19 protein-coding genes are annotated in these 26,147 nt (G+C 62.2%); 14 read left to right on the top strand and 5 right to left on the bottom strand.

All coding sequences use genetic code 11. The features are described 5' to 3' along the window. Window positions 1-3: 3 nt before the first annotated feature. From AB4N64_RS10730 to AB4N64_RS10720, 3 genes are read right to left on the bottom strand one after another with little or no spacing between them, the layout of a single operon-like run. On the bottom strand, window positions 4-1,440 hold the full coding sequence (locus AB4N64_RS10730) for an efflux transporter outer membrane subunit (protein ID WP_460125186.1): 1,437 nt from the start codon (window positions 1,438-1,440) through the stop codon (window positions 4-6). A gap of 1 nt (window position 1,441) precedes the next feature. Further along, window positions 1,442-4,633, bottom strand: coding sequence for an efflux RND transporter permease subunit (locus AB4N64_RS10725; RefSeq protein WP_460125184.1), 3,192 nt, complete (start codon window positions 4,631-4,633; stop codon window positions 1,442-1,444). After that, window positions 4,630-5,715, bottom strand: a complete 1,086-nt coding sequence (locus tag AB4N64_RS10720; protein WP_460126703.1) for an efflux RND transporter periplasmic adaptor subunit — start codon at window positions 5,713-5,715, stop codon at window positions 4,630-4,632. Before AB4N64_RS10720 ends, AB4N64_RS10725 begins: the two co-directional genes overlap by 4 nt. Before the next feature lie 434 nt (window positions 5,716-6,149). On the opposite strand from AB4N64_RS10720, the gene AB4N64_RS10715 reads away from it, so the two are divergent. The 7 genes from AB4N64_RS10715 to AB4N64_RS10685 all read left to right on the top strand — a co-directional run bounded on the left by AB4N64_RS10715 (window position 6,150) and on the right by AB4N64_RS10685 (window position 12,521). Next, window positions 6,150-7,130, top strand: coding sequence for a quinone oxidoreductase family protein (locus tag AB4N64_RS10715; protein ID WP_460125181.1), 981 nt, complete (start codon window positions 6,150-6,152; stop codon window positions 7,128-7,130). A gap of 14 nt (window positions 7,131-7,144) precedes the next feature. Further along, window positions 7,145-7,993: a TauD/TfdA dioxygenase family protein gene (locus tag AB4N64_RS10710; RefSeq protein ID WP_460125178.1), complete on the top strand. Its 849-nt coding sequence runs from the start codon at window positions 7,145-7,147 to the stop codon at window positions 7,991-7,993. An 80-nt stretch (window positions 7,994-8,073) separates the two neighbouring features. After that, window positions 8,074-9,126 carry a beta-keto acid cleavage family enzyme gene (locus tag AB4N64_RS10705; RefSeq protein ID WP_460125175.1) on the top strand — a complete coding sequence of 351 codons (1,053 nt, stop codon included), beginning with the start codon at window positions 8,074-8,076 and terminating at the stop codon, window positions 9,124-9,126. A gap of 89 nt (window positions 9,127-9,215) precedes the next feature. Beyond that, window positions 9,216-10,535 (top strand): MFS transporter, encoded by a 1,320-nt coding sequence (locus AB4N64_RS10700; RefSeq protein ID WP_460125172.1) that lies wholly within the window; start codon window positions 9,216-9,218, stop codon window positions 10,533-10,535. Next, window positions 10,532-11,194, top strand: a complete 663-nt coding sequence (locus AB4N64_RS10695; protein ID WP_460125169.1) for a DsbA family protein — start codon at window positions 10,532-10,534, stop codon at window positions 11,192-11,194. The genes AB4N64_RS10700 and AB4N64_RS10695 overlap by 4 nt, the downstream gene beginning before the upstream one ends. Further along, complete coding sequence (locus AB4N64_RS10690) at window positions 11,191-11,514, top strand: Rieske (2Fe-2S) protein (RefSeq protein ID WP_460125167.1); 324 nt, start codon at window positions 11,191-11,193, stop codon at window positions 11,512-11,514. Before AB4N64_RS10695 ends, AB4N64_RS10690 begins: the two co-directional genes overlap by 4 nt. Further along, a complete protein-coding gene (locus AB4N64_RS10685; protein ID WP_460125164.1) occupies window positions 11,511-12,521 on the top strand; it encodes a YeiH family protein in 1,011 nt (336 codons plus the stop codon). The genes AB4N64_RS10690 and AB4N64_RS10685 overlap by 4 nt, the downstream gene beginning before the upstream one ends. A gap of 150 nt (window positions 12,522-12,671) precedes the next feature. Here AB4N64_RS10685 and AB4N64_RS10680 read toward each other — a convergent pair whose 3' ends face one another. Both AB4N64_RS10680 and AB4N64_RS10675 read right to left on the bottom strand, forming a co-directional pair. Then, window positions 12,672-13,136: a hypothetical protein gene (locus tag AB4N64_RS10680; RefSeq protein WP_460125162.1), complete on the bottom strand. Its 465-nt coding sequence runs from the start codon at window positions 13,134-13,136 to the stop codon at window positions 12,672-12,674. Window positions 13,137-13,183: 47 nt separating this feature from the next. Further along, entirely contained in the window at window positions 13,184-14,206 is a 1,023-nt protein-coding gene (locus AB4N64_RS10675; RefSeq protein ID WP_460125159.1) for an AraC family transcriptional regulator, read from the bottom strand. A 344-nt stretch (window positions 14,207-14,550) separates the two neighbouring features. Here AB4N64_RS10675 and AB4N64_RS10670 point away from each other — a divergent pair, with 344 nt between their 5' ends. The 7 genes from AB4N64_RS10670 (at window position 14,551) to AB4N64_RS10640 (ending at window position 26,122) form a co-directional block, all read left to right on the top strand. After that, a complete protein-coding gene (locus AB4N64_RS10670) occupies window positions 14,551-15,117 on the top strand; it encodes an RBBP9/YdeN family alpha/beta hydrolase (RefSeq protein WP_460125157.1) in 567 nt (188 codons plus the stop codon). A gap of 123 nt (window positions 15,118-15,240) precedes the next feature. After that, the gene (locus AB4N64_RS10665) at window positions 15,241-17,244 is read left to right on the top strand and encodes a DUF1302 domain-containing protein (RefSeq protein WP_460125154.1); all 2,004 of its coding nucleotides are present in this window, start codon (window positions 15,241-15,243) and stop codon (window positions 17,242-17,244) included. A gap of 41 nt (window positions 17,245-17,285) precedes the next feature. Beyond that, complete coding sequence (locus AB4N64_RS10660) at window positions 17,286-18,644, top strand: DUF1329 domain-containing protein (protein WP_460125152.1); 1,359 nt, start codon at window positions 17,286-17,288, stop codon at window positions 18,642-18,644. A gap of 403 nt (window positions 18,645-19,047) precedes the next feature. Beyond that, window positions 19,048-20,121, top strand: a complete 1,074-nt coding sequence (locus AB4N64_RS10655) for a WD40/YVTN/BNR-like repeat-containing protein (RefSeq protein ID WP_460125150.1) — start codon at window positions 19,048-19,050, stop codon at window positions 20,119-20,121. A gap of 31 nt (window positions 20,122-20,152) precedes the next feature. Beyond that, a complete protein-coding gene (locus AB4N64_RS10650) occupies window positions 20,153-22,672 on the top strand; it encodes an efflux RND transporter permease subunit (RefSeq protein WP_460125147.1) in 2,520 nt (839 codons plus the stop codon). Between the two features lie 7 nt (window positions 22,673-22,679). After that, window positions 22,680-24,458, top strand: coding sequence for an acyl-CoA dehydrogenase C-terminal domain-containing protein (locus tag AB4N64_RS10645; protein WP_460125145.1), 1,779 nt, complete (start codon window positions 22,680-22,682; stop codon window positions 24,456-24,458). A gap of 14 nt (window positions 24,459-24,472) precedes the next feature. After that, entirely contained in the window at window positions 24,473-26,122 is a 1,650-nt protein-coding gene (locus tag AB4N64_RS10640) for a fatty acid--CoA ligase (protein WP_460125143.1), read from the top strand. The last annotated feature ends 25 nt before the right edge of the window (window positions 26,123-26,147 follow it).

Here is a 26,147-nt window from a genome sequence, read left to right as displayed (position 1 = left end):
CTCTCATGGCTGAGTCGTCCGCGTATCCGCCGCGGTCAATTGCTCTGCCTCGGTCACCCAACCGCCACCGGTGGCCTTGTACAGGTTGATCATCGAGGTGAACACTGAACCACGGGTCTGCGTGTAGTTGAGTTCGGCGTCGAACAGGCTGCGCTCGGCATCCAACACTTCGATGTAGCTGGTGTAGCCGTTGTCATAACGCAAGCGTGCGTAATGGGCGTAAGTACGCAACGCCTCGACCTGACTGGCCTGGAAAGCCATTTGTTCGCGGGATTTACTCGACGCCACCAAAGCGTTTTCCACATCGCCAAACGCCGATTGAATGGCTTTCTGGTAGGTCAGCAACGCTTCCTGTTGGAAGGCTTCGGCCTGTTGAACCTGGCCGGCGATGGCGCCCCCGGTGAAGATCGGCATGTTCGCCGCGACGCCGTAGGACCAGGTGGCGGCGGGGCCGGTAAACAGGTTCGACAATTGGTTGCTGACCGAACCGAGTAGGCCCGTCAGGGAAATGGTCGGGAAGTACTGGGCCTTGGCTGCGCCGATCTGGGCGTTGGCCGAGATCAGGTTCAGTTCCGCCTGACGCAGGTCGGGACGACGCTCCAGCAAGTCCGAGGGCAGACCGGCAGGCACCGACGGCAACGTCAGTTGTGACAGGTCGCGCCCGCGCAGGATGGGGCCCGGGTTGCGTCCGAGCAGTATCGCCAGCAGGTTCTCCTGCTGCGCCACCAGGGGTTCGAGTTGTGCCACCGACGCGAGGGTTCGCTGATATTCGGACTGATTTTGCGCCAGCTCCATTTCGGAGATGGTCCCGGCGCCAAAACGCAGCTTGAAGATCTCAAAGGAGTCACCGCGCACCTTGGCGGTGGTGCGGGCGATTGCAAGTTCCTGATCCAGATCGCGCAGGGTGATGTAACTGGTCGCGACCGACGACACCAGACTCAGGATTACGCTGCGACGGCCTTCCTCCGAGGCCAGCAGATCGGCACGCGCGGATTCGTTGAGGCGGCGCAGGCGGCCCCAGATGTCCAGCTCCCAGTCGACACTGAGCAGCGCCTGATAATTGCTGTAGATCGGGTCGAGCCCTGAAGTCAACGATGTCGGGCCGTTATCCCGCGGCGAGCGGTTGCGTGAGCCCTGTGCGCCCAGGCCGACCTGGGGAAAGTACAGCGAACGGGTTTGGCCGTAGCGGCCCTGGAATTGCTCGACGCGGGCGGCGGCGATCTTGATGTCCTTGTTCTCGAGCAAGGCGCTGCGGATCAGCTCATTGAGCACCGGGTCCTGGAACTGCTCCCACCACAAGGTGTTGGACAGGTTTTTCGCTTCCTTGTCCGCGTAGCGCCAGCCCGCCGGTGTTTCGATCTCGGGTGCCTTGTAGTCGGGACCGACCATGCAGCCGGCCAGGCCCAGGCACACCAGCAAGGCAAATGAGGGCTTATGCATGTCAGTCACCCTCGTGGCGGTGTTGGGGCGCGCCGTGGGGAACGGGGCCCGAATCAGTGGTCTTCTGCTCGGCATCCTTGCTGCCGAACATGCGTTCCACCAGGTAATAGAACAACGGGATGAAGAACACCGCAATCACCGTCGCCGCGAGCATGCCGCCGATTACCCCGGTGCCGATGGAGTGGCGGCTGTTTTCCGAAGCGCCGACCGCAATGGCCAGCGGCACGCACCCGAGGATGAATGCCAACGAGGTCATGACGATAGGGCGCAGGCGCTCCCTGGCAGCGGTCATGGCGGCATCGTAGGCGGACATGCCGTTCTCGCGGTTGAGCACGGCAAACTCGAAGATCAGGATGGCGTTTTTCGCCGCCAGCGCCACCAGCATGGTCAGGCCGATCTGGAAGTACACGTCGTTGCTCAGGCCTCGGATCAGCACCGCAAGCAATGCGCCGAAGATGGCAAAGGGCACGGCCAGCAGCACGCCGACCGGCAACGACCACTTCTCGTATTGGGCCGCCAGGATCAGGAAGACCATCACCAGGCCGAAGATGAACACCTGTGACGAGGCGCCTCCGCTCTTTTTCTCCTCGAAAGCTTCGCCACTGAGGGCCAGCGAGTAGTCGTTCGTCATGATTTCGGCGCTGATTTCCTCCAGTGCCGCCAGGGCCTGTCCGGTGCTGTAGCCCGGCGCTGCGTTGGCCGTGAGCTTGACGGCGGGGAAGTTGTTGAAGCGGGTCAACAGGTCGGGCCCGGTGACATAACGTGTCGAAAGCACCGCTTTGAGCGGCACCATGTCCAGGCTCTTGTTGCGCACGTAGATCTGCTGCAAGTCTTCGGCCTTGAGACGGTAGGAAGGCTCAGCCTGCAAAATCACCTGCCACAGACGGCTGAACTTATTGAACTGCGACACGTACAGCGAGCCGAACATGGTCTGCATGGCGCTGTACACGTCCTCGACCGGAACGCCCAGTGACTCGGCCTTTTCCCGGTCGACGTCAACCATCAATTGCCGGGAATGGACGTTGAAGGTCGAGGTGATGGCTCCCAGCTCCGGCCGGTCCTTGGCTTTGGCAATCAGGGTGCCGACTACTTCCGCCAACTGATCAACGCCGCCGTCGCCCTTGCTCTGCACCCAGACTTCCATGCCGCCGGTGGTCCCAAGGCCCGGAATGGACGGCGGGTTGACCGGCAGGATGATGCCTTCCTGCACGGTAGAAAAGGCACGCGCAGCTTTCTGGATCACCGCCGGGGCGCTTTGCTGTTCAATGGTGTCCGAGTCCTTGTAGCGCTCCTCGAAATCCTTGAACCCGACGAAAAACGCCGCGGCGTTGTTCTTGTTCTGGCCATCGAGCAGGCTGTAGCCGTTGACGATGGCCACGCCTTCGACCGACGGATCGTTCTGGAAGAAGTCACTGGCGACCTGGCCGACCGCGCCGGTGCGATCCAGGCTGGCGGCGTCGGGCATGATTACTGCGCCCAGGAGATATCCCTGGTCTTCCGGCGGCAGGAAGGCGCTGGGGATGCGCTGAGCCATCAGCACCATTAGCACGATCATCCCGGCGAACAGCAACAACGCCAGCACAAAACGCTTGATCAGGAATGCCACCGAACGCGAGTAGCCCTCGGTCATGCGCTCGAAACTGCGTTCGAACCAACGGAAGAAGGCGTTTTTCTCGCCGTGCTGCGGCTTGAGCAGCAAGGCGGCGAGGGCGGGCGACAGTGTGAGGGCGACCAGCCCCGAAATCACCACGGAAATGGCGATGGTAATGGCGAACTGTTTATACAGCTGACCGGTGATGCCGCCCATGAACGCCACCGGTATAAACACGGCGCACAACACCAGCACGATGGCGACCACGGGGCCGGCTACTTCATCCATGGCCCGCTTGGCCGCATCCTTGGGCGTCATCTTGTGCACGTGCATGTTGCGTTCGACGTTCTCGATCACCACGATCGCGTCGTCCACCACGATGCCGATGGCCAGCACCATGCCGAACAGTGTCAGCATGTTCACCGAGAACCCCAGCGCGAGCATGCCGACGAAGGTGCCGACAATCGATACCGGCACCGCAATCACCGGAATCAATGTGGCGCGCAGGCTTTGCAGGAACAGGAATACCACGATCACCACCAGCACCAGCGCTTCGAAAAAGGTGTGGATCACCTCGGAGATCGAGGCACGGGTGAAGGCGGTGGTGTCCATCACGATCTTGTATTCAATGCCTTCGGGAAAGGTCGCCTTCATGTCGGCGAGGGTCTTGGTCACTGCCGCAGAGACGTCAAGGGCGTTGGCGCCAGGCTGCTGGTAGACGGCAATCAGCGTTGCCGGTTTGCCCTGGTACGTGCTGCGTAGCGAGTAGTCCTTCTGCCCGAGTTCGGCGCGGCCGACGTCCTTGAGCCGCACGATGGCACCGCCCTGGTTGCTGGCGCGCAGGATGATGTTCTCGAATTCGGACGGTTCGGTCAGGCGGCCCTTGGTGGTGACGGCAAATGACTGCTCGACGGCGGTGCCGGTGGGCGACTGGCCGACCCGACCGACCGCAAACTGCTGGTTCTGGTTGGCGACGGCCTTTTGCACATCGGCGGCGGTAATGCCCAGTTGGGCCATGCGATCTGGCTTGAGCCAGATGCGCATCGCGTAGTCCGGTGTGCCGAAGATGCTGGCCTGGTTTGCGCCGGGGATGCGCTTGAGCGCATCGAGCACATAAAGGTTGGCGTAGTTGGCCACGTAAGTGCTGTCGTAACGGTCACCTGCGGAATAGACCGCCAGCACCATCATGAACGCCGAGGATTTCTTCTGGACCTGGATGCCCTGGCTCTGCACGGCGGAAGGCAGTTGCGGCAGGGCCAGGTTGACCCGGTTCTGTACGTCCACCTGGGCCAGCGCCGGGTCGGTGCCGATTTCGAAGAACACGTTGAGGGTCATGTTGCCCGTCGCCGAGCTCGACGAGTTCATGTAGATCATGTTGTCCGCGCCATTGACCTGCTGCTCGATGGGGGCGGCGACGTTATTGGCCACCACCTGCGCATCCGCGCCGGGGTAGGTCGCCGCGACAGTAATTTGCGGCGGCGTGATGTCCGGGTACTGGGCAACGGGCAGCGCCAACATGGCCACGGCACCGGCCAGGGTGATGACGATGGAGATGACCGAGGCGAAGATCGGTCGGTCGATGCAGTAGTGAGAAATGCTCATGGGCTTTTCCCGCCCGTAGCCGCGCCGGCTTTTATGGTTTGACCGGTTTCAGCGGGGGCGGGCGCAGGTGCATTGGCCTCGGTGATTTTCAGCGGCCCGCCGGGTGTCACCCGCAGCGCGCCATCGACGACGATGCGTTCGCCGCTGCGCAGGCCCTTGTTGATAAACCAGTTGTCACCTTGCCATTCGCCCACCTCGACTACCCGCTGTTCGGGTTTGCCTTCGGCATTGACCACCCAGACAAAATGACTCTTGGCGCCCTCAAGCACGGCTTTTTGAGGCACCAGGATGGCGTCCGGGCGCGACGCTCCACGGGCCAGCGCACGTACGAACTGGCCTGGGCGCAGCAGGCCGTTGGGGTTGGCGAGCACGGCGCGTACCAGGAAGGTCCCGGTTTCCTGGCTGTAGGATGGGGCGAGGAAGTTGACCTTGCCTTTCTCCGGCACCAGGGTGCCATCGGCCAGCATGATTTCGACGACGAAGTCGCTGCGTGGCGGAAATTTCAGGTGTCCGGCGGCGATTTCGTCGCGGTACTTGAGGTTTTCGTTTTCCGAAAGGCTGAAGTTAACGTACATCGGGTCCATTTGCGAAACCGAGGTCAGCAAGCCGGATTCGCCGGGGGTGACGTAGCTGCCTTCCTGTTTTTTCGCGTCGCTGGACAGGCCGTTGAGTGGCGAGGAAATGGTGGTGTAGCTGAGGTTCAACTGTGCAGTGCGCACCTCTCCCTCGGCGGCGAGCACGGCGGCCTTGGTTTCGCGCTCGGCGCCCACGGCATTGTCCAGGTCCATCTTGCTTACCGCGTTTTGCGCCGCCAACGGGCGCACGCGGGCCAGGGTTGCCTTGGCGACTTCCCAGCGCGCCTGTTGCTGGGCCAATTGCCCCTGGGCCGAGACCAGCGCGGCCTCGAAGGGCTTGCGGTCCATCTGGAACAGGACCTGGCCGGTTTTAACCAGGTCCCCCTCGGTGTACTGGCGTTTGTCGAGGAAGCCGGCAACCCGTGCGCGGATCTCGACTTCACGAGAGCTCTGGGTCTGGGCGACGAATTCGAAGGTGACCGGGGTATCGCGAGCCGTGACGGTCATCACGGTGACATCCGGCGGTTGGCGGGCTGGTGCGACCGGCTCTTTGCCGCAGCCTGCAAGCAGGCTCGAGAGCCCCATCAGAACGACAACTGGCGCGCACAAGCGCTGCCAGACAACGAATGAATTCACACCCATGCCCCCGCTCCCTAAAGGTCTCCCGATCAGAAGCGTAGTCACAAAGTATGCGCTGCGCTAACCGCGATGGAATCGGCACAAAACCCTGTAGGAGCGAGATTGCTCGCGATGGACTCCAGGACAACGCGGGGCGTCAGGTATCCAGCGTTATCGTTGACCGCCATCGCGGGCAAGCCCGCTCCTACAGGGGGCTGTCATCAAATGAAAAGCCATTGTCGCCCGATGACAAGCGACTTCCCGGTCACCGCCCTACAGTCCAATCAGCGCAATTCGACAATGCTGACTGGGGAATAACAAAAATGGCCAAAGCCGTACGCTTCTACGAAACCGGTGGTCCCGAAGTGCTTCGTTATGAAGAGGTCGAGGTGGGTGACCCGGGCCCGGGCCAGGTGCGCCTGCGCCACGTGGCCGTCGGCCTGAACTACGCCGACACCTATTTCCGCAACGGTACTTATCCGATTCCGATGCCCAACGGCATGGGCGTCGAAGCGTCCGGGGTTGTCCAGGCCATTGGCGAGGGCGTGAGCAACGTCCAGGTGGGTGATCGCGTCACCTATACGGGCTTTCTCAATACCTTGGGTGCCTACAGCACCGAGCGCCTGATCCCGGCGGCACCGCTGATCAAGCTGCCGGAAACCATCAGTTTCGAAACAGCGGCGGCCATGACCATGCGCGGCCTGACGTCGTCGTACCTGATGCGCCGTATCTACGATTTCAAGGCCGGTGACAGCATCCTGCTGCACGCCGCAGCCGGCGGGGTCGGCCTGATTGTTTCGCAATGGGCCAAACTGCTCGGCCTCAATGTGATCGGCACCGTGTCCACCGAGGCCAAAGGTGAAATTGCCAAGGCCCACGGCTGCAATCATGTCATCAACTACAGCCATGAAGACGTCGCCCAGCGCGTTCGCGAGCTGACCGATGGCGTGGGCGTCAATGTGGTGTTCGACAGCGTCGGCAAGAACACTTTCGCCGGCTCCCTGGACTCGCTCAAACGTCGGGGCCTGATGGTGTGCGTCGGCACTGCGTCCGGTCCGATCCCGGCGTTCGATCCGGTGATGCTGGCCATGAAGGGCTCGCTGTTTCTGACCCGTCCGGCCCTGGCTGACTACATCGCCGACCCTGCGGAAAAAGCTGCCCTGGCTGGCGAGTTGTTCGATCACGTCGGCAGCGGCCGGATCAAGATCGAGATCAACCAGCACTATGCGTTGCAGGACGCCGTCCAGGCCCACCGTGACCTGGAATCGCGCAAGACTACCGGCTCTTCGATTTTCGTCATCTAAGGGAGTGCCCTGCCATGAAAGTCGAACAATTGACCTGCAGCCTCGGCGCTGAACTGCAAGGCGTAAACCTCGCCGATGCAGTGCATGACGACGGGCTGTTCGCCGAAATCCGCGCGCAGTTACTCCAGCACCGGGTGTTGTTCCTGCGTGACCAGGACATCAGCCGCGCCGACCACGTGGCGTTTGCCCGGCGTTTCGGTGAGCTGGAAGACCATCCGGTGGCGGGCAGCGACCCTGACCATCCGGGGCTGGTGCGCATCTACAAGAACCCTGATCAGCCGATGGACCGCTACGAAAACGCCTGGCACACCGATGCCACCTGGCGCGAGGCGCCGCCGATGGGCTGCGTGCTGCGCTGCGTCGAGTGCCCGCCGGTAGGCGGTGACACCATGTGGGCGAACATGGTCCAGGCGTACGCCAATTTGCCGGAAGACGTGAAGGTCAAGATCGCCGACCTGCGCGCCCGCCACAGCATCGAAGCCAGTTTTGGCGCGGCGATGCCCCTGGAAAAACGCCTGGCGCTCAAGGCGACGTACCCGGACGCCGAGCACCCGGTGGTGCGCACCCACCCGGAAACCGGGGAAAAGGTGCTCTTCGTCAACGCCTTCACCACGCATTTGAGCAACTACCACACCCCGGACCGTGTGCGCTTCGGGCAAGACGCCAACCCCGGTGCCGGTGAGTTGCTGCGCTACCTGATCAGCCAGGCCTACATCCCGGAATATCAGGTGCGCTGGCGCTGGAAGCCCAACAGCATTGCCATCTGGGACAACCGCAGCACCCAGCATTACGCCGTCATGGACTACCCGCCGTGCCATCGCAAGATGGAGCGCGCCGGGATCATCGGTGACAAAACCTACTGATTTTTTGCATCCGCACTCGTAAAGCGCCCGCCCGGCAAGACTCCAGGCGGGCGGGACAATCATAAGAACTGGAGTAACCCATGCAATTCTTCGACGATTCCCTGCACCCCGAAACCATGGAAAAGGTGGTGATCACCGTGGCCCCGTACGGCCCGGAATGGATGCCGCAAGACTTTCCCGAAGACATCCCACTGACCATGGACGAGCAAGTGCAGAAGGCGGTGGACTGCTACGAAGCCGGCGCCACGGTGCTGCACCTGCATGTGCGTGAGCTGGATGGCAAGGGGTCCAAGCGTTTGTCCAAGTTCAACGAACTGATTGCCGGTGTGCGTGAAGCGGTGCCGGACATGATCATCCAGGTCGGTGGTTCGATTTCCTTTGCTCCGGAAAGCGAAGGCGAAGCGGCCAAATGGCTGTCCGACGACACCCGCCACATGCTGGCGGAGCTGACGCCGAAACCGGATCAGGTGACAGTCGCCATCAACACCACCCAGATGAACATCATGGAGTTGCTGTATCCGGAGTACCTGAAGGGCACGTCGCTGGACAATCCCATGGTGCATGCCGCCTATAGCGAAATGACCGTACCGGCAGGTCCGGCCTGGGTTGCCGAGCACCTCAAGCGTCTGATGGACAACGGCATCCAGCCGCATTTCCAACTGACCGGCATGCACGCCCTGGAAACCCTGGAGCGCCTGGTGCGTCGTGGCGTGTACATGGGCCCGCTGAACCTGACCTGGATCGGTATTGGCGGTGGTTTCGACGGTCCGAACCCGTTCAACTTCTTCAACTTCATCCACCGCGCGCCGGACGGCTGCACCTTGACCAGCGAGTCGCTGCTCAAAAACGTCATGCCCTTCAACACCATGTCGATGGCGATGGGGCTGCACCCGCGTGTGGGCAATGAGGACACTATCATTGATCACAAGGGTGATCGGTTTGGTTCGGTCGATCAGATCCGGCAGACCGTGCGCATCGCCCACGAATTGGGTCGCGAAATCGCCACCGGCAAAGAAGCCCGTGAGATTTATCGCATCGGTGTGAAGTACAACAGCATCGAACAGACCCTGCTGGCCAACGGCATGGCCCCCAACCGCAAGGCTGGGCAAAAGGGCGTGCCGCAACGCGGCTGACCGGTGGCGGGTGCGGCCCTGTGGTCACGCGCTCGCCGAATCGCTACACGCTTGATAACAACAATAAAACAAAGCTTCGAGGAGGCTGAATGGCCTTTCACCCAATCGCCGCAGACGACGATGTCGTCGCGGTCGCACGCCCATACGCCTGGATCGTCTTTGCGCTGACGTTCGGCCTGTTGATTTCCGACTACATGTCGCGCCAGGTGTTGAACGCCGTGTTCCCGCTGCTCAAGGGAGAATGGGCCCTGAGCGACGGTCAGCTCGGGTTGCTCAGCGGCATCGTTGCACTGATGGTCGGGCTGCTGACGTTCCCGCTGTCGCTGCTGGCCGACCGGTTTGGTCGGGTCAAGAGCCTGGCGCTGATGGCGCTGCTCTGGAGCCTGGCCACCCTGGGCTGCGCCCTGGCCCAGGACTATCAGCAGATGTTCGTCGCCCGGTTCATGGTCGGCGTCGGCGAAGCGGCCTACGGCAGCGTCGGCATTGCCGTGGTGATTTCGGTGTTCCCCAAACACATGCGCGCCACTCTGGCGAGTGCGTTCATGGCCGGTGGCATGTTCGGCTCGGTGCTGGGCATGGCCCTTGGTGGGGCCATCGCCACCAAACTTGGCTGGCGCTGGTCGTTCGCCGGCATGTCGCTGTTTGGCCTGGTGCTGGGTCTGCTGTACCCGATCATCGTCAAGGAGGCGCGCATCGCTCCGCAACGTGCTGCCCAGGCGGCCAAGGCGACAGCGCGGGTCAAACAGCCCTTGCGCACGCTGTGGTCGAGCCGTTCGGTGGTGGCGACATACGTCGCCAGCGGATTGCAGTTGTTCGTCGGCGGCACGGTGATGGTGTGGATCCCCAGCTACCTCAACCGCTATTACGACATGCCCACCGACAAGGCCGGTGGCATGGCGGCGGTCATCGTACTGTGCAGCGGCGCCGGGATGATCCTGTGCGGCATGCTCAGCGACCGGCTTTGCCGAAACGCCCCCGAGCGTAAGGTCAACCTGGCCATCGCGTTCTGCCTGGGCAGTTGCCTGCTGCTGTCGGCGGCGTTTGCCCTTCAGGCCGGGCCGTTGCAACTGCTGCTGATCTGCCTGGGCATGTTGATTGCCACGGGCACTACCGGCCCTTGCGGCGCCATGGTTGCCAACCTGACCCATTACTCGGTGCACGGCACCGCGTTCGCCACGCTGACCCTGGCCAACAACATGCTGGGCCTGGCGCCGGGGCCCTTCCTGACCGGGCGAGTGTCTGACCTGATTGGCCTGCATGCAGCGTTTCAACTGGTGCCGCTGGTCAGCCTCGGAGCTGCGGCGGTGTTTTTTTATGCCAGGTGTCATTACCACAAAGATATTGCCCGGCTGGCGGGTCAGAGCGTGCCTGAGCCTGTCAGTGAAGCCGGGCTAGAGGTGAAGTTGTGAGTCGTCGTTTACGTATTGATGTGTTTTTCGATTTCATCTGCCCCTGGTGCCTGATCGGCAAGCGTCAATTGGAGCATGCCCTGGTGCAGTTTCGCAGTCGGCACCCGGACGTACAGGTCACCGTCATCTGGCATGGGGTGCAGTTGTTGCAGCAATTACCGGTAGAAGGCGAGCCTTTCACCGATTTCTACCGCAAGCGCCTGGGTAACGCCGAGGCCATGACCCTGCGGCAGTCACAGGTACAGCAGGCAGCGGCGGCGGTTGGCCTGGCGATAGATTTGAGCCGCATTGCGACGATGCCCAACACTGGCGACGCCCATCGTCTGTTTGATCGCGTCAGCGTGACCGGCAATGAAACCCAGCGAGAAATGCTGCTCGAAAGGCTTTTCGCCGCCTACTTCTACAGGCGCGAAAACCTCGGGTGCCGTGAGACTTTGCTCGCCATCTGCCGGTCCTGCGGTATTGACCCGCAATCGGTGGCCGATTGTTTGAAGGGCGACGGTACCCCCTTTGGCGGAATGCCCGGCGCTCCCAGTGGGGTGCCGAGTTTCCAGATCGATCGCCGCATCACGGTGATTGGTGCGCAACCGGCCCAGGCGCTTCTGGGAGCAATGAGCGAAGCGTTGAAGGAAGGCATTCGCGAGCGCGAGTCGGCATGACCCGGCGCATTCCCGTGCCGGCCGGCAAATACCCGCAGGCCGGTGGCCGGGCACTGTTTGAATTCGAAGACAAAAGCCTGGCGTTGTTCAACGTCGACGGGCAACTGTTCGTCATCGACGACAGTTGTCCGCATCAAGGGGCGTCGTTATGCGGAGGGCGGCTTGATGGACAGGTCATCCAATGCTGCGCCCATGGGCTGCGTTTCGACCTGCGCAGCGGTTATCTGCTCAATTCCAATCTGGTCAAAGTCAACAATTATCCGGTCGAGATCATCGACGACCAGGCGTTCATCATTCTTTGCGAGGAGGCCGCGCCATGAGCGCCATTGCCCTGACCCGAATCCACAGCCGCACCCGCGAACTGGCCCCGGGTTTCATCGTCAGCCTGATCGTTGCTGCCGCGGCTTCGTTCCTGTCCGAACACTACGGCGCGCCGGTCATGCTGTTTGCGCTGCTGTTGGGCATGGCCCTGAATTTCCTGGCCGGGGAGGGCTCGTGCAAGGCCGGCATCGAGTTTACCGCGCGCAGTGTGTTGCGCATTGGCGTGGCACTGCTGGGCATGCGTATCACCCTGGAGCAGATGGTGGCGCTGGGCTGGAAACCGGTGGCGCTGGTGGTGATTCTGGTGGTGGTGACCATCGGTGTGTCGGTGGTCGCGGCCAAGGCGCTGGGTTTTCAGCGACTGTTCGGCATGCTGACCGGTGGCGCGACGGCGATCTGCGGTGCTTCGGCAGCGTTGGCACTGGCGGCGGCGCTGCCTAACCATCCGCAGAAAGAGAAGGCCACGCTGTTCACCGTGATCGGGGTGTCCGCGCTGTCGACGCTGGCAATGATTGTCTACCCGATGATTGCCAACTGGCTGGCGTTGTCGCCGCAGGTGGCCGGCGTGTTCCTGGGCGCGACCATCCATGACGTGGCCCAGGTGGTGGGCGCCGGTTACAGCATGTCCACGGAAACCGGCGATACGGCGACGGTGGTCAAGTTGATGCGCGTGGCCATGCTGCTGCCGGTGATCGTCACGGCAGCGATGATCACCCGCCTGCAAGGCGCCGACCCCACCGGCAAGCGCCCGCCGCTGTTGCCGTGGTTCGCGGTCGGCTTCCTGATCCTGGCCTGCATCAACAGCACCGGATGGGTGGCGCCAGCGGTGCAGGGGTCGGTCAATGAGCTGTCGCGCTGGTGCCTGGTGGTGTCTATCAGTGCGCTGGGCATGAAGACCCAGCTCAAGGAGCTGGCGTCGGTGGGCATCAAGCCCATCCTGCTGATGGTGGGTGAGACGGTATTCCTGGTTGCGCTGGTGCTGGTGTTGCTGCACTGGGGCGCGTGAATGGCAGGGCCTCATTGCGTCCCACCTCCTCGGCGCAATGAGGTTGTCGACTGGTGTTGCACACACCGGTTGTTTTGCGGCGACTGTACCAGCAGTCGCCGTTTTTTTGTTTTGTGCTTGACCCATTCCCTGTAGGAGCGGGCTTGCCCGCTAAATAATCCTGAGGCCGCCGCGGTGAATCAGGCTTCCCGCGTCATCGTTCACCACCATCGCGAGCAAGCTCGCTCCTACAGTGATTTGAGGTTGCCGCAAGAGCAAAACCTGTAGGAGCGGGCTTGCCCGCGAAATAATCCTGAGGCCGCCGCGGTGCATCAGGCTTCCCGCGTCATCGTTCACCACCATCGCGAGCAAGCTCGCTCCTACAGTGATTGGGGGTTGCCGCAAGAGCAAAACCTGTAGGAGCGGGCTTGCCCGCGAAATAATCCTGAGGCCGCCGCGGTGAATCAGGCTTCCCGCGTCATCGTTCACCACCATCGCGAGCAAGCTCGCTCCTACAGTGATTTGGGGTTGCCGCAAGAGCAAAACCTGTAGGAGCGGGCTTGCCCGCGAAATAATCCTGAGGCCGCCGCGGTAAATCAGGCTTCCCGCGTCATCGTTCACCACCATCGCGAGCAAGCTCGCTCCTACAGTGATTTGCGGTTGCCGCAAGAATGGGGGTGGGCTCAGGAGTCCGCCGGTGCCTTTGGTTGTTTCTGCGCCGCGCGCCACGCGGCCGGCGGCATGCCGAACTGGGTGATGAACCAGCGGGTGAAGGAGCTGGCCATCGAATAGCCGAGCATGTCGGCGATGCGGCCGAGCGAGTAGCCGGGGTTGTCCAGGTAGCGCAGCACCAGGTCGCGGCGCACCTCGTTGATGAGGTCGTTGAAGACGCAGCCATCGTCCTTGAGGCGCCGTTGCAGGGTGCGCACGTTCATGCCCTGGCTCTGGGCAACCTGTTCGATGGTGGCGCGGCCCATGGGCAACAGCAGATAGACGGCCTTGCGCACCTCGAACAGCAGTGACGCACCGTCGTTGTTCTGCAACGAGTCGAGATAGTTTTGCGCATAACGGGCCATGGCCGGGTCGGCGGCAGGGTTGGGCATGTCCAGGCTGGCGTCGGGGCAGACGATACCGTTGAACTCGCTGCCAAACTCCAGGGTACAGCCGAACAGCCGCCGATGCAGTTGCAGGTTGTCCGGCGCCTGGTGCATGAAATTCACGCTGTAGGGGTGCCAGTGTGAACCCAGTACTGCGGCGCACAGGCGGAACATCACACCAATCGCCAGTTCCGTGGCCTGGCGGCTCGGCATCGGCGCTTCGGTCACCACCTCTTCACGGATGATCACCATTTTGCCGGCCTCTTCGATGAAGATCGCCAGCGAGTTGTTCATCAGGTGCCTGTATTGCACCACCACTGCCAGGGCGTCACGCAGTGTGCGTTGATGGCTGAGCAGAAGGCTGACCACGCCGAAGTCCGAGAGCTGGCGTGATTCGGCCATGCTCAGGCCGAAGGTCTGGCAGCCGGTGGCGGCCGCCGAATCTTCCAGCAGGCGCACGGCGGCATCGATGGAAATACGGGTCTCCGGCGCCTGCAATTGCGCCTTGTTCAAGCCGACACCGGCCAGTACGTCGCGTGGGTTGAACGACAGATACTGGGTGACCTCCAGGTAGTTGGTCAGGACGGCGGCGCGAACAAGCTTGGTCATGCGAAGTCTTCCCTGGGCCGGTTGTGAGCGTGGCGACTATAGCCAGCGCATCGGCGGTTGAACAGTTGCGAACGCACCGCCAACCGTCGTCCCGCGCAGCCTGGAATCATCGTTGCCTGGCGCGCCAGATAGCGCGCATCCATTGATTACAGCGGCCTGCAGCGCATTCGTCGAGGTATTTGACCAGCGGTCGACGGTTGTCGAATGGCGCGGGTTTGTCATGAAAAGAAAAGTGCATGACGTCCAATGAAAAGCGCCGGGGGCGGGGGCTCTTTAATGTCAGTCCTACAAGAAAGTACTGACCACCGAGTCAGTCAAATCACCGTGATAGCAAAGGTGTTGACGTGGACAAACTGCATACATCCGCCACCGTTCTGATCGTTCCCGGCTTGCGCGAGCATGTGGCCGAGCACTGGCAGACATTGCTCCAGGATCGCCTGGCCAAGGTTCGAAGTGTGCCGCCGTTGACGACCGACAAGCTCGACTGCATGGCGCGCGTTCGGGCGATCCAGCATGAAATCGAGCAGATCGACGGGCCGGTGATTCTGGTCGCCCACAGCGCTGGTGTGTTGATGGTCGCGCATTGGGCCGCGCATTACCGCCGGCCCATCAAGGGCGCGTTGCTTGCCGCACCACCAGACCTCGATGCTGTCTGGCCCCAGGGCTATCCATCCGCCGAATCCCTCGGCAGCCATGGCTGGCATCCGCTTCCACAAGCGCCACTGCCGTTTCCCAGCATCGTGGCGGCCAGTACCAACGATCACCTCGCCAGTTTTCCTGCCGTGACGCGCATGGCGCAAAACTGGGGCGCCGAATTGCTCGATCTGGGCGATGTCGGCCATCTCAACCCGGCCGCAGGATTTGGCCACTGGCAGCACGCCGAGGCACTCATCCTGCAGCTGGATCGCTAATACAGGAGCCGGACTGGCAACGCACCAGACGGCATTTGCCCTCACTCCTGAAACGCCAACCCCTGGTGGTCGGCGAGAGGGCGGCTGCGCTTAAAACAAAATAAAAATGGCGGAGACAACGCAATGCACAACACCAAGACTCACGGCTTCACCGGTTTACGCTACAGCTTGCTGGCCTCGGCCGTACTCGCCGCGATCATGCCCGCGGCCCACGGCGTCGAGATCGATACGGGAAACCCGGATTGGAACGTGCGCCTGGATAACACCGTCAAGTACAACTACGGCGTGCGCACCGAAAGCGCCGACAAGCGCATGTTGGGAACACCGAACAACAACGACGGTGACTACAACTTCCGCAAGGCCGGCACCAACATCACCAACCGTGTCGACCTGTTGACCGAGATGGATGTGGTCTATCAGAACCACATGGGTTTTCGTGTCAGTGCCGCCAGTTGGTATGACAAGGCCTACGAGAACACCGGCTCCAATTCCAACCCGTTCGTCAACGGCAATGGCTCGACATCCGGCCTGGTCGCCAACGACCCGCGCCTGGCGGGCGTGACCCGTGACAACGTGGGTTTCGGCAGCCCGCACCTGAGCAACTACGCGCAGCGTTATTACACCGGCCCGTCCGGCGAAATCCTCGATGCCTTCGTGTTCTACAGCACCGAGGTCGGCGAGGAGTCGATGCTCAGCGTCAAGGCCGGCCAGCACAACGTGTTCTGGGGTGAAACCTTGCTCAACCCGGTGCACTCGATGAGCTACGGCCAATCGGGCCTGGACCTGGCCAAGCTTGCGGCGTCGCCGGGCACCGAAGCCAAGGAGCTGTTCGTCCCGCGTAACCAGCTGTCGATGTCGTTCACCGTCAACCCCGAGTTGACCGTCGCCGCCCAGTATTTTCTCGATTGGGACGCGGCTCGGCTACCGGAAGCCGGAACCTACTACGGCGGCTCCGACCTCGTGGGTTTCGGCGCGCAGTCGTTCCTGCTCGGCAACACTAACGCTGTTGTGCCTGGCAGCCCTCTGGGTTGTGGCCTGGCGCCGTGTAATGGCCTGACCAACGTTCGCCGCGGGCATGATCTGACGCCAGACAAGCGCGGCGACTGGGGCATCATGGCCAAGTGGTCGCCGGCCTGGCTGGATGGCACCCTGGGCGTGTACTACCGCGAAACCTCCGAAATCCTGCCGCAAGCGTGGCTCGATGCCCGAGGCCTGAGCTCGGCCAACGCCAATGGCACTCGCCCGGCGGGCCAGGTGCCGGCGGTAATCAACACCCTGAACTCGCTGAGCACCGCGACCTATCAACTGGCCTACGCCGATAACATCAAGATTGTCGGCCTGAGCCTGTCCAAGGACGTCGGCGGCATCAGCGTGGGCTCGGACCTCAACGTTCGGCACAACATGCCGCTGGCGAGTATCCCGGCAATCGTCAGCACCAACAGCCCGTTGGGCCTGGGTCAGGGGCTTGGCCTGCTGCCAGCCCGCACGGCGTCTACCGGCGTGGTCTACGACACCCCGGAAAAGGGCGACAGCATGAGCGCCACCGGTGACACCCTGCACTGGACGCTCAACGGCCTGATGACCCTGCCGAAAACGCCAGTGTTCGATTCCGCCACCGTGTTGGCCGAGCTGTATTACAGCAACCTGCTCAAGCTCGATAGCAAGAACGAGGCGCTCTACAAGGGCAAGGACAGCTATCACGGCATTGACGCGCCAACCCGTGACAACTGGGGCATCGCCGTCAACTTCACCCCGACCTGGTACCAGGTGTTCCCGGGCGTCGATCTCAACGCGCCAATGTCGGTCAACGTTGGCCTGGACGGCGTGTCGCCCGTTTCCGGCGGCGGTGCCAAGGACACCGGCAACTACGCCGTGGGCGTTGGAGCGGTTGTGTACAACAAATACTTCATTGACCTGAAGTACGTGGACTCTTTCGGCAAGACCGACAAGTGCGACGTCAGTGGCGTCAGCACCGGCCCGACCGGTGGTGACGGCTCCACGCCAAACGCTTTCAGCGGCAACCAGAACTATGCCTGCTACGCCGGCGGCTATTCGGCCTTTTCCGGTGGCGGTGCCACGACCGAAGACCGCGGTGCGGTGTACCTGACGATGAAAACCACTTTCTGATTCACCACTGGCTTGCGCACTGCAAGCAGGAGAACGTCAAGATGAAATTCGCCAAAACCCTGTTGGCCGCTTCACTGGCCATGGTCCTCGCCGCCCAGGCACAGGCCGCCGTATCCACTCAGGACGCTGCCAAGCTGGGCAGCAACCTGACCCTGGTCGGCGCCGAAAAGGCCGGCAACGCCGACGGTTCCATCCCTGCCTACAGCGGTGGTCTGACCACGCCGCCGGCCGGTTTCAAGTCCGGTGACAGCATGCGCCCGGATCCGTTTGCCAATGAAAAGCCGCTGCTGGTGATCGACGGCAAAAACGTTGACCAGTACAAGAACCTGCTCAGCGCCACTACCGTGGAACTGGCCAAGCGTTTCCCGACCTTTCGTGTTGACGTTTACCCGACCCACCGCACGGTGTCCTTGCCTCAGGCCGTGCTGGACAACGGCGTGAAGAACGCCACTGGCGCCAAGTCCCTGGAAGGCGGGTTGGCCATCGACAACGTGCTGCCCGGCGTACCGTTCCCGATCCCGCAGTCGGGCAACGAAGCGATGTGGAATTTCCTGTTGCGTTATCAGGGCGTCAACATCAGCTCCAAATACGACTCCTGGAACGTCGACGCAGCAGGCGTGCCGAGCCTGGCGATCACCGGACAGGCGTTCATTTCCTACCCGATCTACGAAAACCTGGCGCAGCCGATCAGCAGCGCCGATGTGTACTACCAGATGAAACTCGCCTACACAGGGCCGGCTCGCCGGGCAGGCGAGGCGGTAATGCTCAAGGACGCCGCCAACCCGCTGCAACAGCCGCGCCGCGCCTGGCAATACCTGCCGGGGCAACGCCGCGTGAAGTTGGCACCGAACCTGGCCTATGACACCCCCAACCCGGGTACTGCAGGTGCGGGCACCTACGATGACGTGTTCGTGTTCAACGGAGCGCTGGACCGCTACGACTGGAAGCTGGTCGGCAAGCAGGAAATGATCATTCCGTACAACACATACAAGCTGACCTACGCCCAGGACCCGAAAGCGCTGACCACCGCCAATCACCTGGCCAGCGACTACGTACGGTGGGAAAAACACCGCGTGTGGGTGGTCGAGGGCAACCTCAAGGCCGGTGCCCGCCACATTTACCAGAAACGTCGCTTCTACCTGGATGAAGACAGCTGGACCGCTGTGGCTTCCGACCAGTACGACGCCCGTGGCCAGTTGTACCGGGGCTCATTCGCCTTCCTCAGCCAGAGCTACGACAAGCAGGTCCCGGACTCCACGCCATTCATGATCTATGACCTGGTCGGCGGCTCCTACAACATCAACGGCGTGGTCGGGCCTTACGGTGGGATCAAGTACATCGATCCGCTTTCGAAGGCGCAATGGTCGGCGGAATCGTTGGCGGGCGCCGGGATCCGATAGCGGTCTCTGACGCCTGGATTCCTGTAGGAGCGGGCTTGCCCGCGATGGCGGTGTACCAGACACAGCAGGTTTGAATGTCCCGCCGCCATCGCGAGCAAGCTCGCTCCTACAAGGGAACCTGTATTTCTGTAGGAGCGAGCACGCTCGCGATGGTAGTCCAGGCACCGCGGGGTGTCAGGTAGCCAACGTTATCGTTGACCACCATCGCGAGCATGCTCGCTCCTACAGGGGGATGCGTATTTGTGTGGGAGCGGGCTTGCCCGCGATGGTGGTTCAGGCACCGCGGGGTGTCAGGCAGCCAACGTTATCGTTGACCACCATCGCGAGCATGCTCGCTCCTACAGGGGGATGCGTATTTGTGTGGGACGGTGCCTTGTGGGTGATTTTCCGGAGAGGAAGCGGTATGGGTTCGAACAACAATTACCGGCGTCTGGTACTCGGCAGTTTGCTGGCGCTGGCGCAGGGCGTCAGCCAGGCCGCCGCGTATGTCGATGTGCTGGACCTGCCAGCCAAGACCAGTGCCCTGGCGACCAGCAGCCCGCTGTACGGAACGACGCGGGCGGGCGAGCGCCTGGTTGCCGTGGGCCAGCGTGGCCACATCGTCTACAGCGATGACGGCGGCCGTCAGTGGCAGCAGGCTCAAGTACCGGTCAGTGCTGATCTGAATGCAGTGAGCTTTCCTGACGCCACCCAGGGCTGGGCAGTGGGCGGCGACGGCGTGGTGCTGCACAGCAACGACGGCGGCAAAACCTGGAAAAAACAACTGGACGGACGCCAGATCGGCGCTCTGTTGGTCAAGCATTACCAGCAACTGGCCGCCGCCGAGCCGGACAACCCGCAATGGCCGCTATGGGTGGCCGAAGGCGAACGGATGACGGAGCAGGGCGCCGACAAACCGCTGCTGGATGTGTGGTTTGCCAACGAGCGCATGGGTTACGCGATCGGCGTGTTCAACCTGATTTTGCGAACCGACGACGGTGGTCGAAGCTGGACGCCGTTCCAGGATCGCACTGACAACCCGCAGGGTTTCCACCTCAACGCGATCGCCTCAACCGGCGATGCGTTGTACATCGCCGGCGAGCAGGGTCTGTTGCTCAAATGGGATGACGCCGCGCAGCGCTTCGTCGCGCGACCGACGCCTTATCAAGGCAGCTTGTTCGGCGTGGTCGGCAAACCCGGCGAGGTGCTGGTCCACGGCCTGCGCGGCAACGTGCTGCGCAGTACCGACGGCGGCGCCAGTTGGGCAGCCCTCGACAGTGGCCTGCACGTGAGCATTACCGCCGGCGTTATCGACGCCCAGGGCAATTACCGTTTCTTCACCCAGGGTGCCAGGAGTCTGGTCAGCCAGGGCCGCGGGGCGCAGATGCGCCTCGTGCAGCAGGCCGAACCGGTGCCGGTGACCGGCGTCACTCGCGCCAGCGACGGCTCGCTGTTGCTGGTGGGCGGCCGTGGCGTGCGCACGCTGACAGTTGAATAAGCCTTCGAACCCTAACAACGAGAACCCGGACATGGGCAATATCAAACAAGAAAGCATGCCGGTGATCCGCGACCTGCGCGATTTCGACCGTCAATCCGGCAATGTGCTGGAACGCCTGGTGTTCAACTCGCGCCCGCTGTTCATGCTGCTCATGGCCCTGGCCACGGTGGTGTTGGGCTACATGGCCGTGACACGCCTGGAGCTGCGCCCCAGTTTCGAAAAGATGATTCCGCAGAGCCAGCCGTACATCCAGAATTTCCTGGAGAACCGCCAGTCCTTGCGCGGCCTGGGCAACTCGGTACGGGTGGTGGTGGAAAACACCCAGGGTGACATCTTCGACCCCGGTTATCTGGATGTGCTCAAACAGGTGAACGACAAACTGTTCCTCACCGAAGGCGTCGACCGTGCGTGGATGAAATCCCTGTGGAGCCCCGCGGTGCGCTGGACCGAGGTCACTGAAGAAGGCTTCCAGGGTGGGCCGGTGATGCCTGATACCTATCAGGGCCAACCGGAACAGATCGAACAGTTGCGCCAGAACATCTCCCGCGCCGGCATCGTCGGCAGCCTGGTAGCCAGTGACTTCAAGTCGAGCATGCTGATCGTGCCCTTGCTGGACAAGGCCACGGCCAGTGGTAAACGCCTGGACTACCGGGCGTTTTCCCAACTGATCGAGGAACAGCTGCGCGACCCGATCGAATTTGCCGGTGACAGTTCGGCGCGCAAGGCCGGGGAAGAGGGCAAAGGGCCGTACAAGGTGCGGGTCATCGGTTTCGCCAAGCTGATGGGCGACCTGATCGACGGGTTGATCCAGGTGATGATGTTCTTCGGCCTGGCGGTGGTGACGTCACTGGTGATCATCTACGCCTACACCCGTTGTGTGCGCAGCACCTTGCTGGTGGTCGGCTGCTCGCTGATCGCCGTGGTCTGGCAGCTCGGCATCGTCGCCTGGCTGGGCTATGCCATCGACCCGTATTCGGTACTGGTGCCGTTTTTGATCTTCGCCATCGGCGTCTCCCATGCGGCGCAGAAAATGAACGGGATCCTGCAGGACATCGCCCGTGGCACCCACCGCCTGATTGCCGCGCGCTACACCTTTCGCCGCCTGTTCATCGCCGGCGTCACGGCGCTGCTGGCCGACGCCGTTGGCTTCGCCGTGCTGATGCTGATCGACATCCCGGTGATTCGCGATCTGGCAATTACCGCCAGCATTGGCGTCGCGGTGCTGATTTTCACATCGCTGCTATTAATGCCCGTGGCGTTGTCGTACGTCGGCGTGGGTTCCAAGGCTGCCGAACGTGCGCTGAAAATCGACAGCCGTGCCGATCGCCACAAGGGCTTTGGCCGGCTGTGGGACCTGCTGGATCGCTTTACCACGGCCAAATGGGCGACCGGTGCCGTGCTGGTCGCGGTGCTGATGGGCATCGGTGGCTTCATGGTCAGCCTGCACCTGAAGATCGGCGACCTGGAAAGCGGGGCGCCGGAGCTGCGTGCCGACTCGCGCTACAACCGTGACAACGCCTACATTACCAGCCATTACGCGCTGTCCAGCGACCTGTTTGCGGTCATGATCAAGACTGCCCCGGAAGGTTGCCTGAACTACAAGACGCTGATTCTCGCCGATCGGCTGGCCTGGGAACTGCAGCAGTCGCCCGGTGTGCAAGCCACGGCTTCGCTGGTCAATGCCGTGCGCCAGATCACCGCCGGCACCTATGAAGGCAACCCCAAGCTCAACAGCATCCAGCGCAACCAGGACGTGCTCAACTACGCGGCGCAGCAGGCGTCGGTCAATTCACCGGAGCTGTTCAACACCGACTGCTCGTTGATGCCGGTGATCGCCTTCCTCAAGGACCACAAGGCCGAGACCCTGGATGAGGTGGTGGCGATTGCCGAACGCTTCGCCAGGGACAACAACAGCGACGATCGCCAGTTTTTGCTGGCAGCGGGTTCGGCGGGGATCGAGGCGGCGACTAACATCGTCGTGCGCGAGGCCAATCGCACCATGCTGTTTTACGTGTACGCCGCGGTCACGCTGTTCTGCCTGATCACTTTCCGTAGCTGGCGCGCCACTGTGGTCGCGCTGTTGCCCCTGGTGCTGACCTCGATCCTGTGTGAGGCGTTGATGGTGGCCATGGGCATCGGCGTAAAAGTCGCGACCCTGCCGGTGATCGCCCTGGGCGTGGGGATTGGCGTCGACTACGCCTTGTACCTGCTCAGCGTGCAACTGCACTTCCAGCGCCAGGGCCTGCCACTCACCCAGGCGTACCGCAACGCGGTGTCGTTCACCGGTCGTGTGGTCGGGCTGGTGGGCATCACCCTCGCAGCAGGCGTGGTGTGCTGGGTCTGGTCGCCGATCAAGTTCCAGGCCGACATGGGCATCCTGCTGACCTTCATGTTCCTGTGGAACATGCTCGGCGCGCTGATCCTGATCCCCGCGCTTTCCTACTTCCTGCTGCGTGAGCGCACGCCCATGACGGCGTCTGTCGGCAGCGCTGACCACATCGAAACCACCGAACGTCCCGGCATGGCCCAGGCCGTGAACACTTGCGAGTAAGTCACTAATGTCTGATTACAAAGCTCCCTTGCGCGACATGCATTTCGTCCTCAACGAAGTTTTCCAGGTGTCCAGACTTTGGGCCAAATTGCCCGGCCTGGCCGAGGTGATCGATGAAGAGACCGCCTCGGCGATACTCGAAGAAGCGGGCAAGATCAGCGGGGAGGTGATAGCGCCCTTGAACCGCGCCAGCGATGAACAGGGTTGCACCTGGAACAACGGCGTGGTCAGCGCTGCGGATGGATTCGCCGAGGCCTACCAGGCGTTTGCCGAGGGTGGCTGGGTCGGCGTGGGCGGCGATCCGCAATACGGCGGCATGGGCATGCCCAAGGCCATTTCGGCCCAGGTCGAGGAAATGGTCAATGCCGCCAGCCTGTCGTTCGGGTTGTACCCGATGTTGACAGCGGGCGCCTGCCTGTCGATCAAGGCCCACGCCAGCGAGGCATTGAAGGCCACCTACCTGCCGAACATGTACGCCGGCACCTGGACCGGCTCGATGTGCCTGACCGAAGCCCATGCCGGCACCGACCTGGGCTTGATTCGTACACGGGCCGAACCGCAGGCCGATGGCAGCTTCAGGGTCAGCGGCAGCAAGATTTTCATTACCGGTGGCGACCACGACCTGACGGAGAACATCATTCACCTGGTCCTGGCGCGCCTGCCGGATGCACCGGCAGGGCCCCGTGGCATCTCGTTGTTCCTGGTGCCCAAGGTGCTGGTCAATGCCGACGGTTCGCTGGGCGAAGCCAACGCCTTGTCCTGCGGCAGCATCGAACACAAGATGGGTATCAAGGCGTCCGCCACCTGCGTGATGAACTTCGACGGCGCTACCGGCTGGATCGTCGGTTCACCGGGCAAAGGCCTGGCAGCAATGTTTACCATGATGAACTATGAGCGACTGGGCGTCGGGATCCAGGGCCTGGCCCAGGGTGAACGGTCTTACCAGAACGCCGTGGCTTATGCCCGCGATCGCCTGCAAAGCCGGGCGCCGACCGGGGCGCAAGACAAGGGTAAGGCTGCCGACCCAATCATCGTCCACCCGGACGTTCGGCGCATGCTGCTGACCATGAAGGCCCTGAACGAAGGGGGCCGTGCGTTCTCCAGCTATGTCGCGCTGCAACTGGACACGGCCAAGTACAGCGAGGATGCCAACCAGCGCTGCCGCGCCCAGGACCTGGTGGCACTGGTGACACCGGTGGCGAAGGCCTTCCTCACCGATATGGGCCTGGAAACCACCTTGCACGGGCAAATGGTCTTCGGTGGCCACGGCTATATTCGCGAGTGGGGCCAGGAACAATTGGTGCGTGATGTGCGCATCACCCAGATCTACGAAGGCACCAACGGCATCCAGTCGCTGGACCTGCTGGGACGCAAGATCGTCGGCAGCGATGGCGCGCTGTACCGCCTGTTCGCGGCAGAAATCCGCCACTTCATCGCCCATGCCTGCGCTGACCTCTGTGAGTTCACCCGTCCACTCAATGCCGCGGTCGACACCCTGGACGAACTGACCGAGTGGCTGCTCGACAAGGCCCGCAGCAACCCCAATGAGATCGGCGCAGCCTCGGTCGAATACCTGCACGTATTTGGTTACACCGCCTACGCCTACCTGTGGGCCCGGATGGCCAAGGCCGCCATGAGCACGCATTCAACCGATGATTTCTACGCCAGCAAACTGGCCACCGCGCGTTTCTATTTCGCCCGCTTGCTGCCACGCATTCATTCGCTGAGCACGTCGGCCATGGCCGGCAGCGCCTGCCTCTTCGCCTTGCCAGCCGATCAGTTCTGAAGGGAAGCCCCACCATGATGGCGACAAAAATAATTCCGCCTGCCGACGGCGCCCACGCCTATCCATTGCTCATCAAGCAATTGTTGCTGTCCGGCGTGCGCTACGAGCCGGGGCGGGAGATCGTCTACGCCGACAAGCTGCGCTACAGCTATCAAACCCTGAACCAGCGTATCCGCCGCCTGGCCAATGCGTTGACAGCCGCCGGGGTCAAGGCCGGGGACACCGTGGCCATGCTCGATTGGGACAGTCACCGCTACCTGGAGTGTTTCTTCGCCGTGCCGATGATCGGGGCGGTGCTGCACACGGTGAACATTCGCCTGTCGCCCGAACAGGTGTTGTTCACGATGAACCACGCCGAGGATGACCTGGTGCTGGTACATGACGACTTCCTGCCGTTGGTGGAGCAGGTTCGCGACCGCCTCGAAACCGTAAAAGGTTTCATCCGCTTGAGCGACGACCAGGCTGTCGATACTGCGCTGCCTGTGTTGGGGGAGTACGAGCAGTTGCTGGCCGGCGCATCGGATCAGTATGACTTCGCCGACTTCGACGAGCATTCGGTGGCGACGCTGTTCTACACCACCGGCACCACGGGCGACCCCAAGGGCGTGTATTTCAGTCATCGCCAACTGGTCCTGCACACCCTGAACGCCGCTGGCACTCTTGGCGCCTACCAGGGGCAGCCGCTGTTGCGTTCCGACGACGTGTACATGCCCATCACTCCGATGTTTCATGTGCATGCCTGGGGCGTGCCCTATGTGGCGACGATGATGGGGCTCAAGCAGGTCTATCCCGGCCGTTACGAGCCCAACACCCTGGTCCGGCTGTTCCGTGAGGAGCAGGTCAGCTTCTCCCACTGCGTGCCGACCGTGCTACAGATGATCCTCAACTGCGAGGAGGGCCGGAAGACCCGCTTCGAAGGCTGGAAGATGCTCATCGGTGGCAGCGCGTTGCCGTTGGGGATCGCCAGCGAGGCCAGCGCCAGGGGCATGCGGGTGCATGCCGGCTATGGCATGTCGGAAACCTGTCCATTGCTGTGCCTGACGCACCTGCGCGATGACGACCTGGCGCAACCGATGACCGAGCAACTGTTGACCCGCATCAAGACCGGCACGCCGATACCGCTGGTGGATTTGAAGATCATCGACGCCAACGGCCACGAGGTGGCCCATGACGGCGAGTCCCTGGGTGAGGTCGTGGTGCGTGCACCCTGGCTGACCCAGGGTTACCTGAAGGAGCGAGAGAAGGGCGCCGAACTGTGGCAGGGCGGTTGGCTGCACACCGGTGATATGGCCTCGATCGACCCGCAAGGCTGCGTGGAAATCAAGGATCGGATCAAGGACGTCATCAAGACCGGGGGCGAGTGGATCAGCTCGCTGGAACTGGAAAGCCTGATCAGCGAACACCCGGCGGTGATGTCGGTGGCGGTGGTGGGCATTGCCGATGAGCAGTGGGGCGAGCGTCCGATGGCCATGGTGGTGTGCGAGGCAGGGCAGTACCTGGATCGCAAGCTGCTGGAAACCCATCTGCAAGCCTTTGTCGATGGCGGGCGCATCAATAAATGGGCGATCCCCAAGCAGTTCAAGTTCGTCGCCGACATCCCGAAGACCAGCGTCGGCAAGATCAACAAGAAACTCATCCGCGAAAGCGAACTGAGCGCTCGTTGATCGCCTGAGCCGTCGCCCCGGGAGC

It is taken from the genome of Pseudomonas sp. S2_C03 (genome assembly GCF_054668405.1).
This window is presented reverse-complemented; position numbering and strand designations above follow the sequence as displayed.

Coding starts and splice junctions, on each gene's coding strand:
- AB4N64_RS10730 (WP_460125186.1), bottom strand. CDS start 1,440: ATGCATAAGCCCTCATTTGCCTTGCTGGTGTGCCTGGGCCTGGCCGGC.
- AB4N64_RS10725 (WP_460125184.1), bottom strand. CDS start 4,633: ATGAGCATTTCTCACTACTGCATCGACCGACCGATCTTCGCCTCGGTC.
- AB4N64_RS10720 (WP_460126703.1), bottom strand. CDS start 5,715: ATGACCGTCACGGCTCGCGATACCCCGGTCACCTTCGAATTCGTCGCC.
- AB4N64_RS10715 (WP_460125181.1), top strand. CDS start 6,150: ATGGCCAAAGCCGTACGCTTCTACGAAACCGGTGGTCCCGAAGTGCTT.
- AB4N64_RS10710 (WP_460125178.1), top strand. CDS start 7,145: ATGAAAGTCGAACAATTGACCTGCAGCCTCGGCGCTGAACTGCAAGGC.
- AB4N64_RS10705 (WP_460125175.1), top strand. CDS start 8,074: ATGCAATTCTTCGACGATTCCCTGCACCCCGAAACCATGGAAAAGGTG.
- AB4N64_RS10700 (WP_460125172.1), top strand. CDS start 9,216: ATGGCCTTTCACCCAATCGCCGCAGACGACGATGTCGTCGCGGTCGCA.
- AB4N64_RS10690 (WP_460125167.1), top strand. CDS start 11,191: ATGACCCGGCGCATTCCCGTGCCGGCCGGCAAATACCCGCAGGCCGGT.
- AB4N64_RS10685 (WP_460125164.1), top strand. CDS start 11,511: ATGAGCGCCATTGCCCTGACCCGAATCCACAGCCGCACCCGCGAACTG.
- AB4N64_RS10675 (WP_460125159.1), bottom strand. CDS start 14,206: ATGACCAAGCTTGTTCGCGCCGCCGTCCTGACCAACTACCTGGAGGTC.
- AB4N64_RS10665 (WP_460125154.1), top strand. CDS start 15,241: ATGCACAACACCAAGACTCACGGCTTCACCGGTTTACGCTACAGCTTG.
- AB4N64_RS10660 (WP_460125152.1), top strand. CDS start 17,286: ATGAAATTCGCCAAAACCCTGTTGGCCGCTTCACTGGCCATGGTCCTC.
- AB4N64_RS10655 (WP_460125150.1), top strand. CDS start 19,048: ATGGGTTCGAACAACAATTACCGGCGTCTGGTACTCGGCAGTTTGCTG.
- AB4N64_RS10650 (WP_460125147.1), top strand. CDS start 20,153: ATGGGCAATATCAAACAAGAAAGCATGCCGGTGATCCGCGACCTGCGC.
- AB4N64_RS10645 (WP_460125145.1), top strand. CDS start 22,680: ATGTCTGATTACAAAGCTCCCTTGCGCGACATGCATTTCGTCCTCAAC.
- AB4N64_RS10640 (WP_460125143.1), top strand. CDS start 24,473: ATGATGGCGACAAAAATAATTCCGCCTGCCGACGGCGCCCACGCCTAT.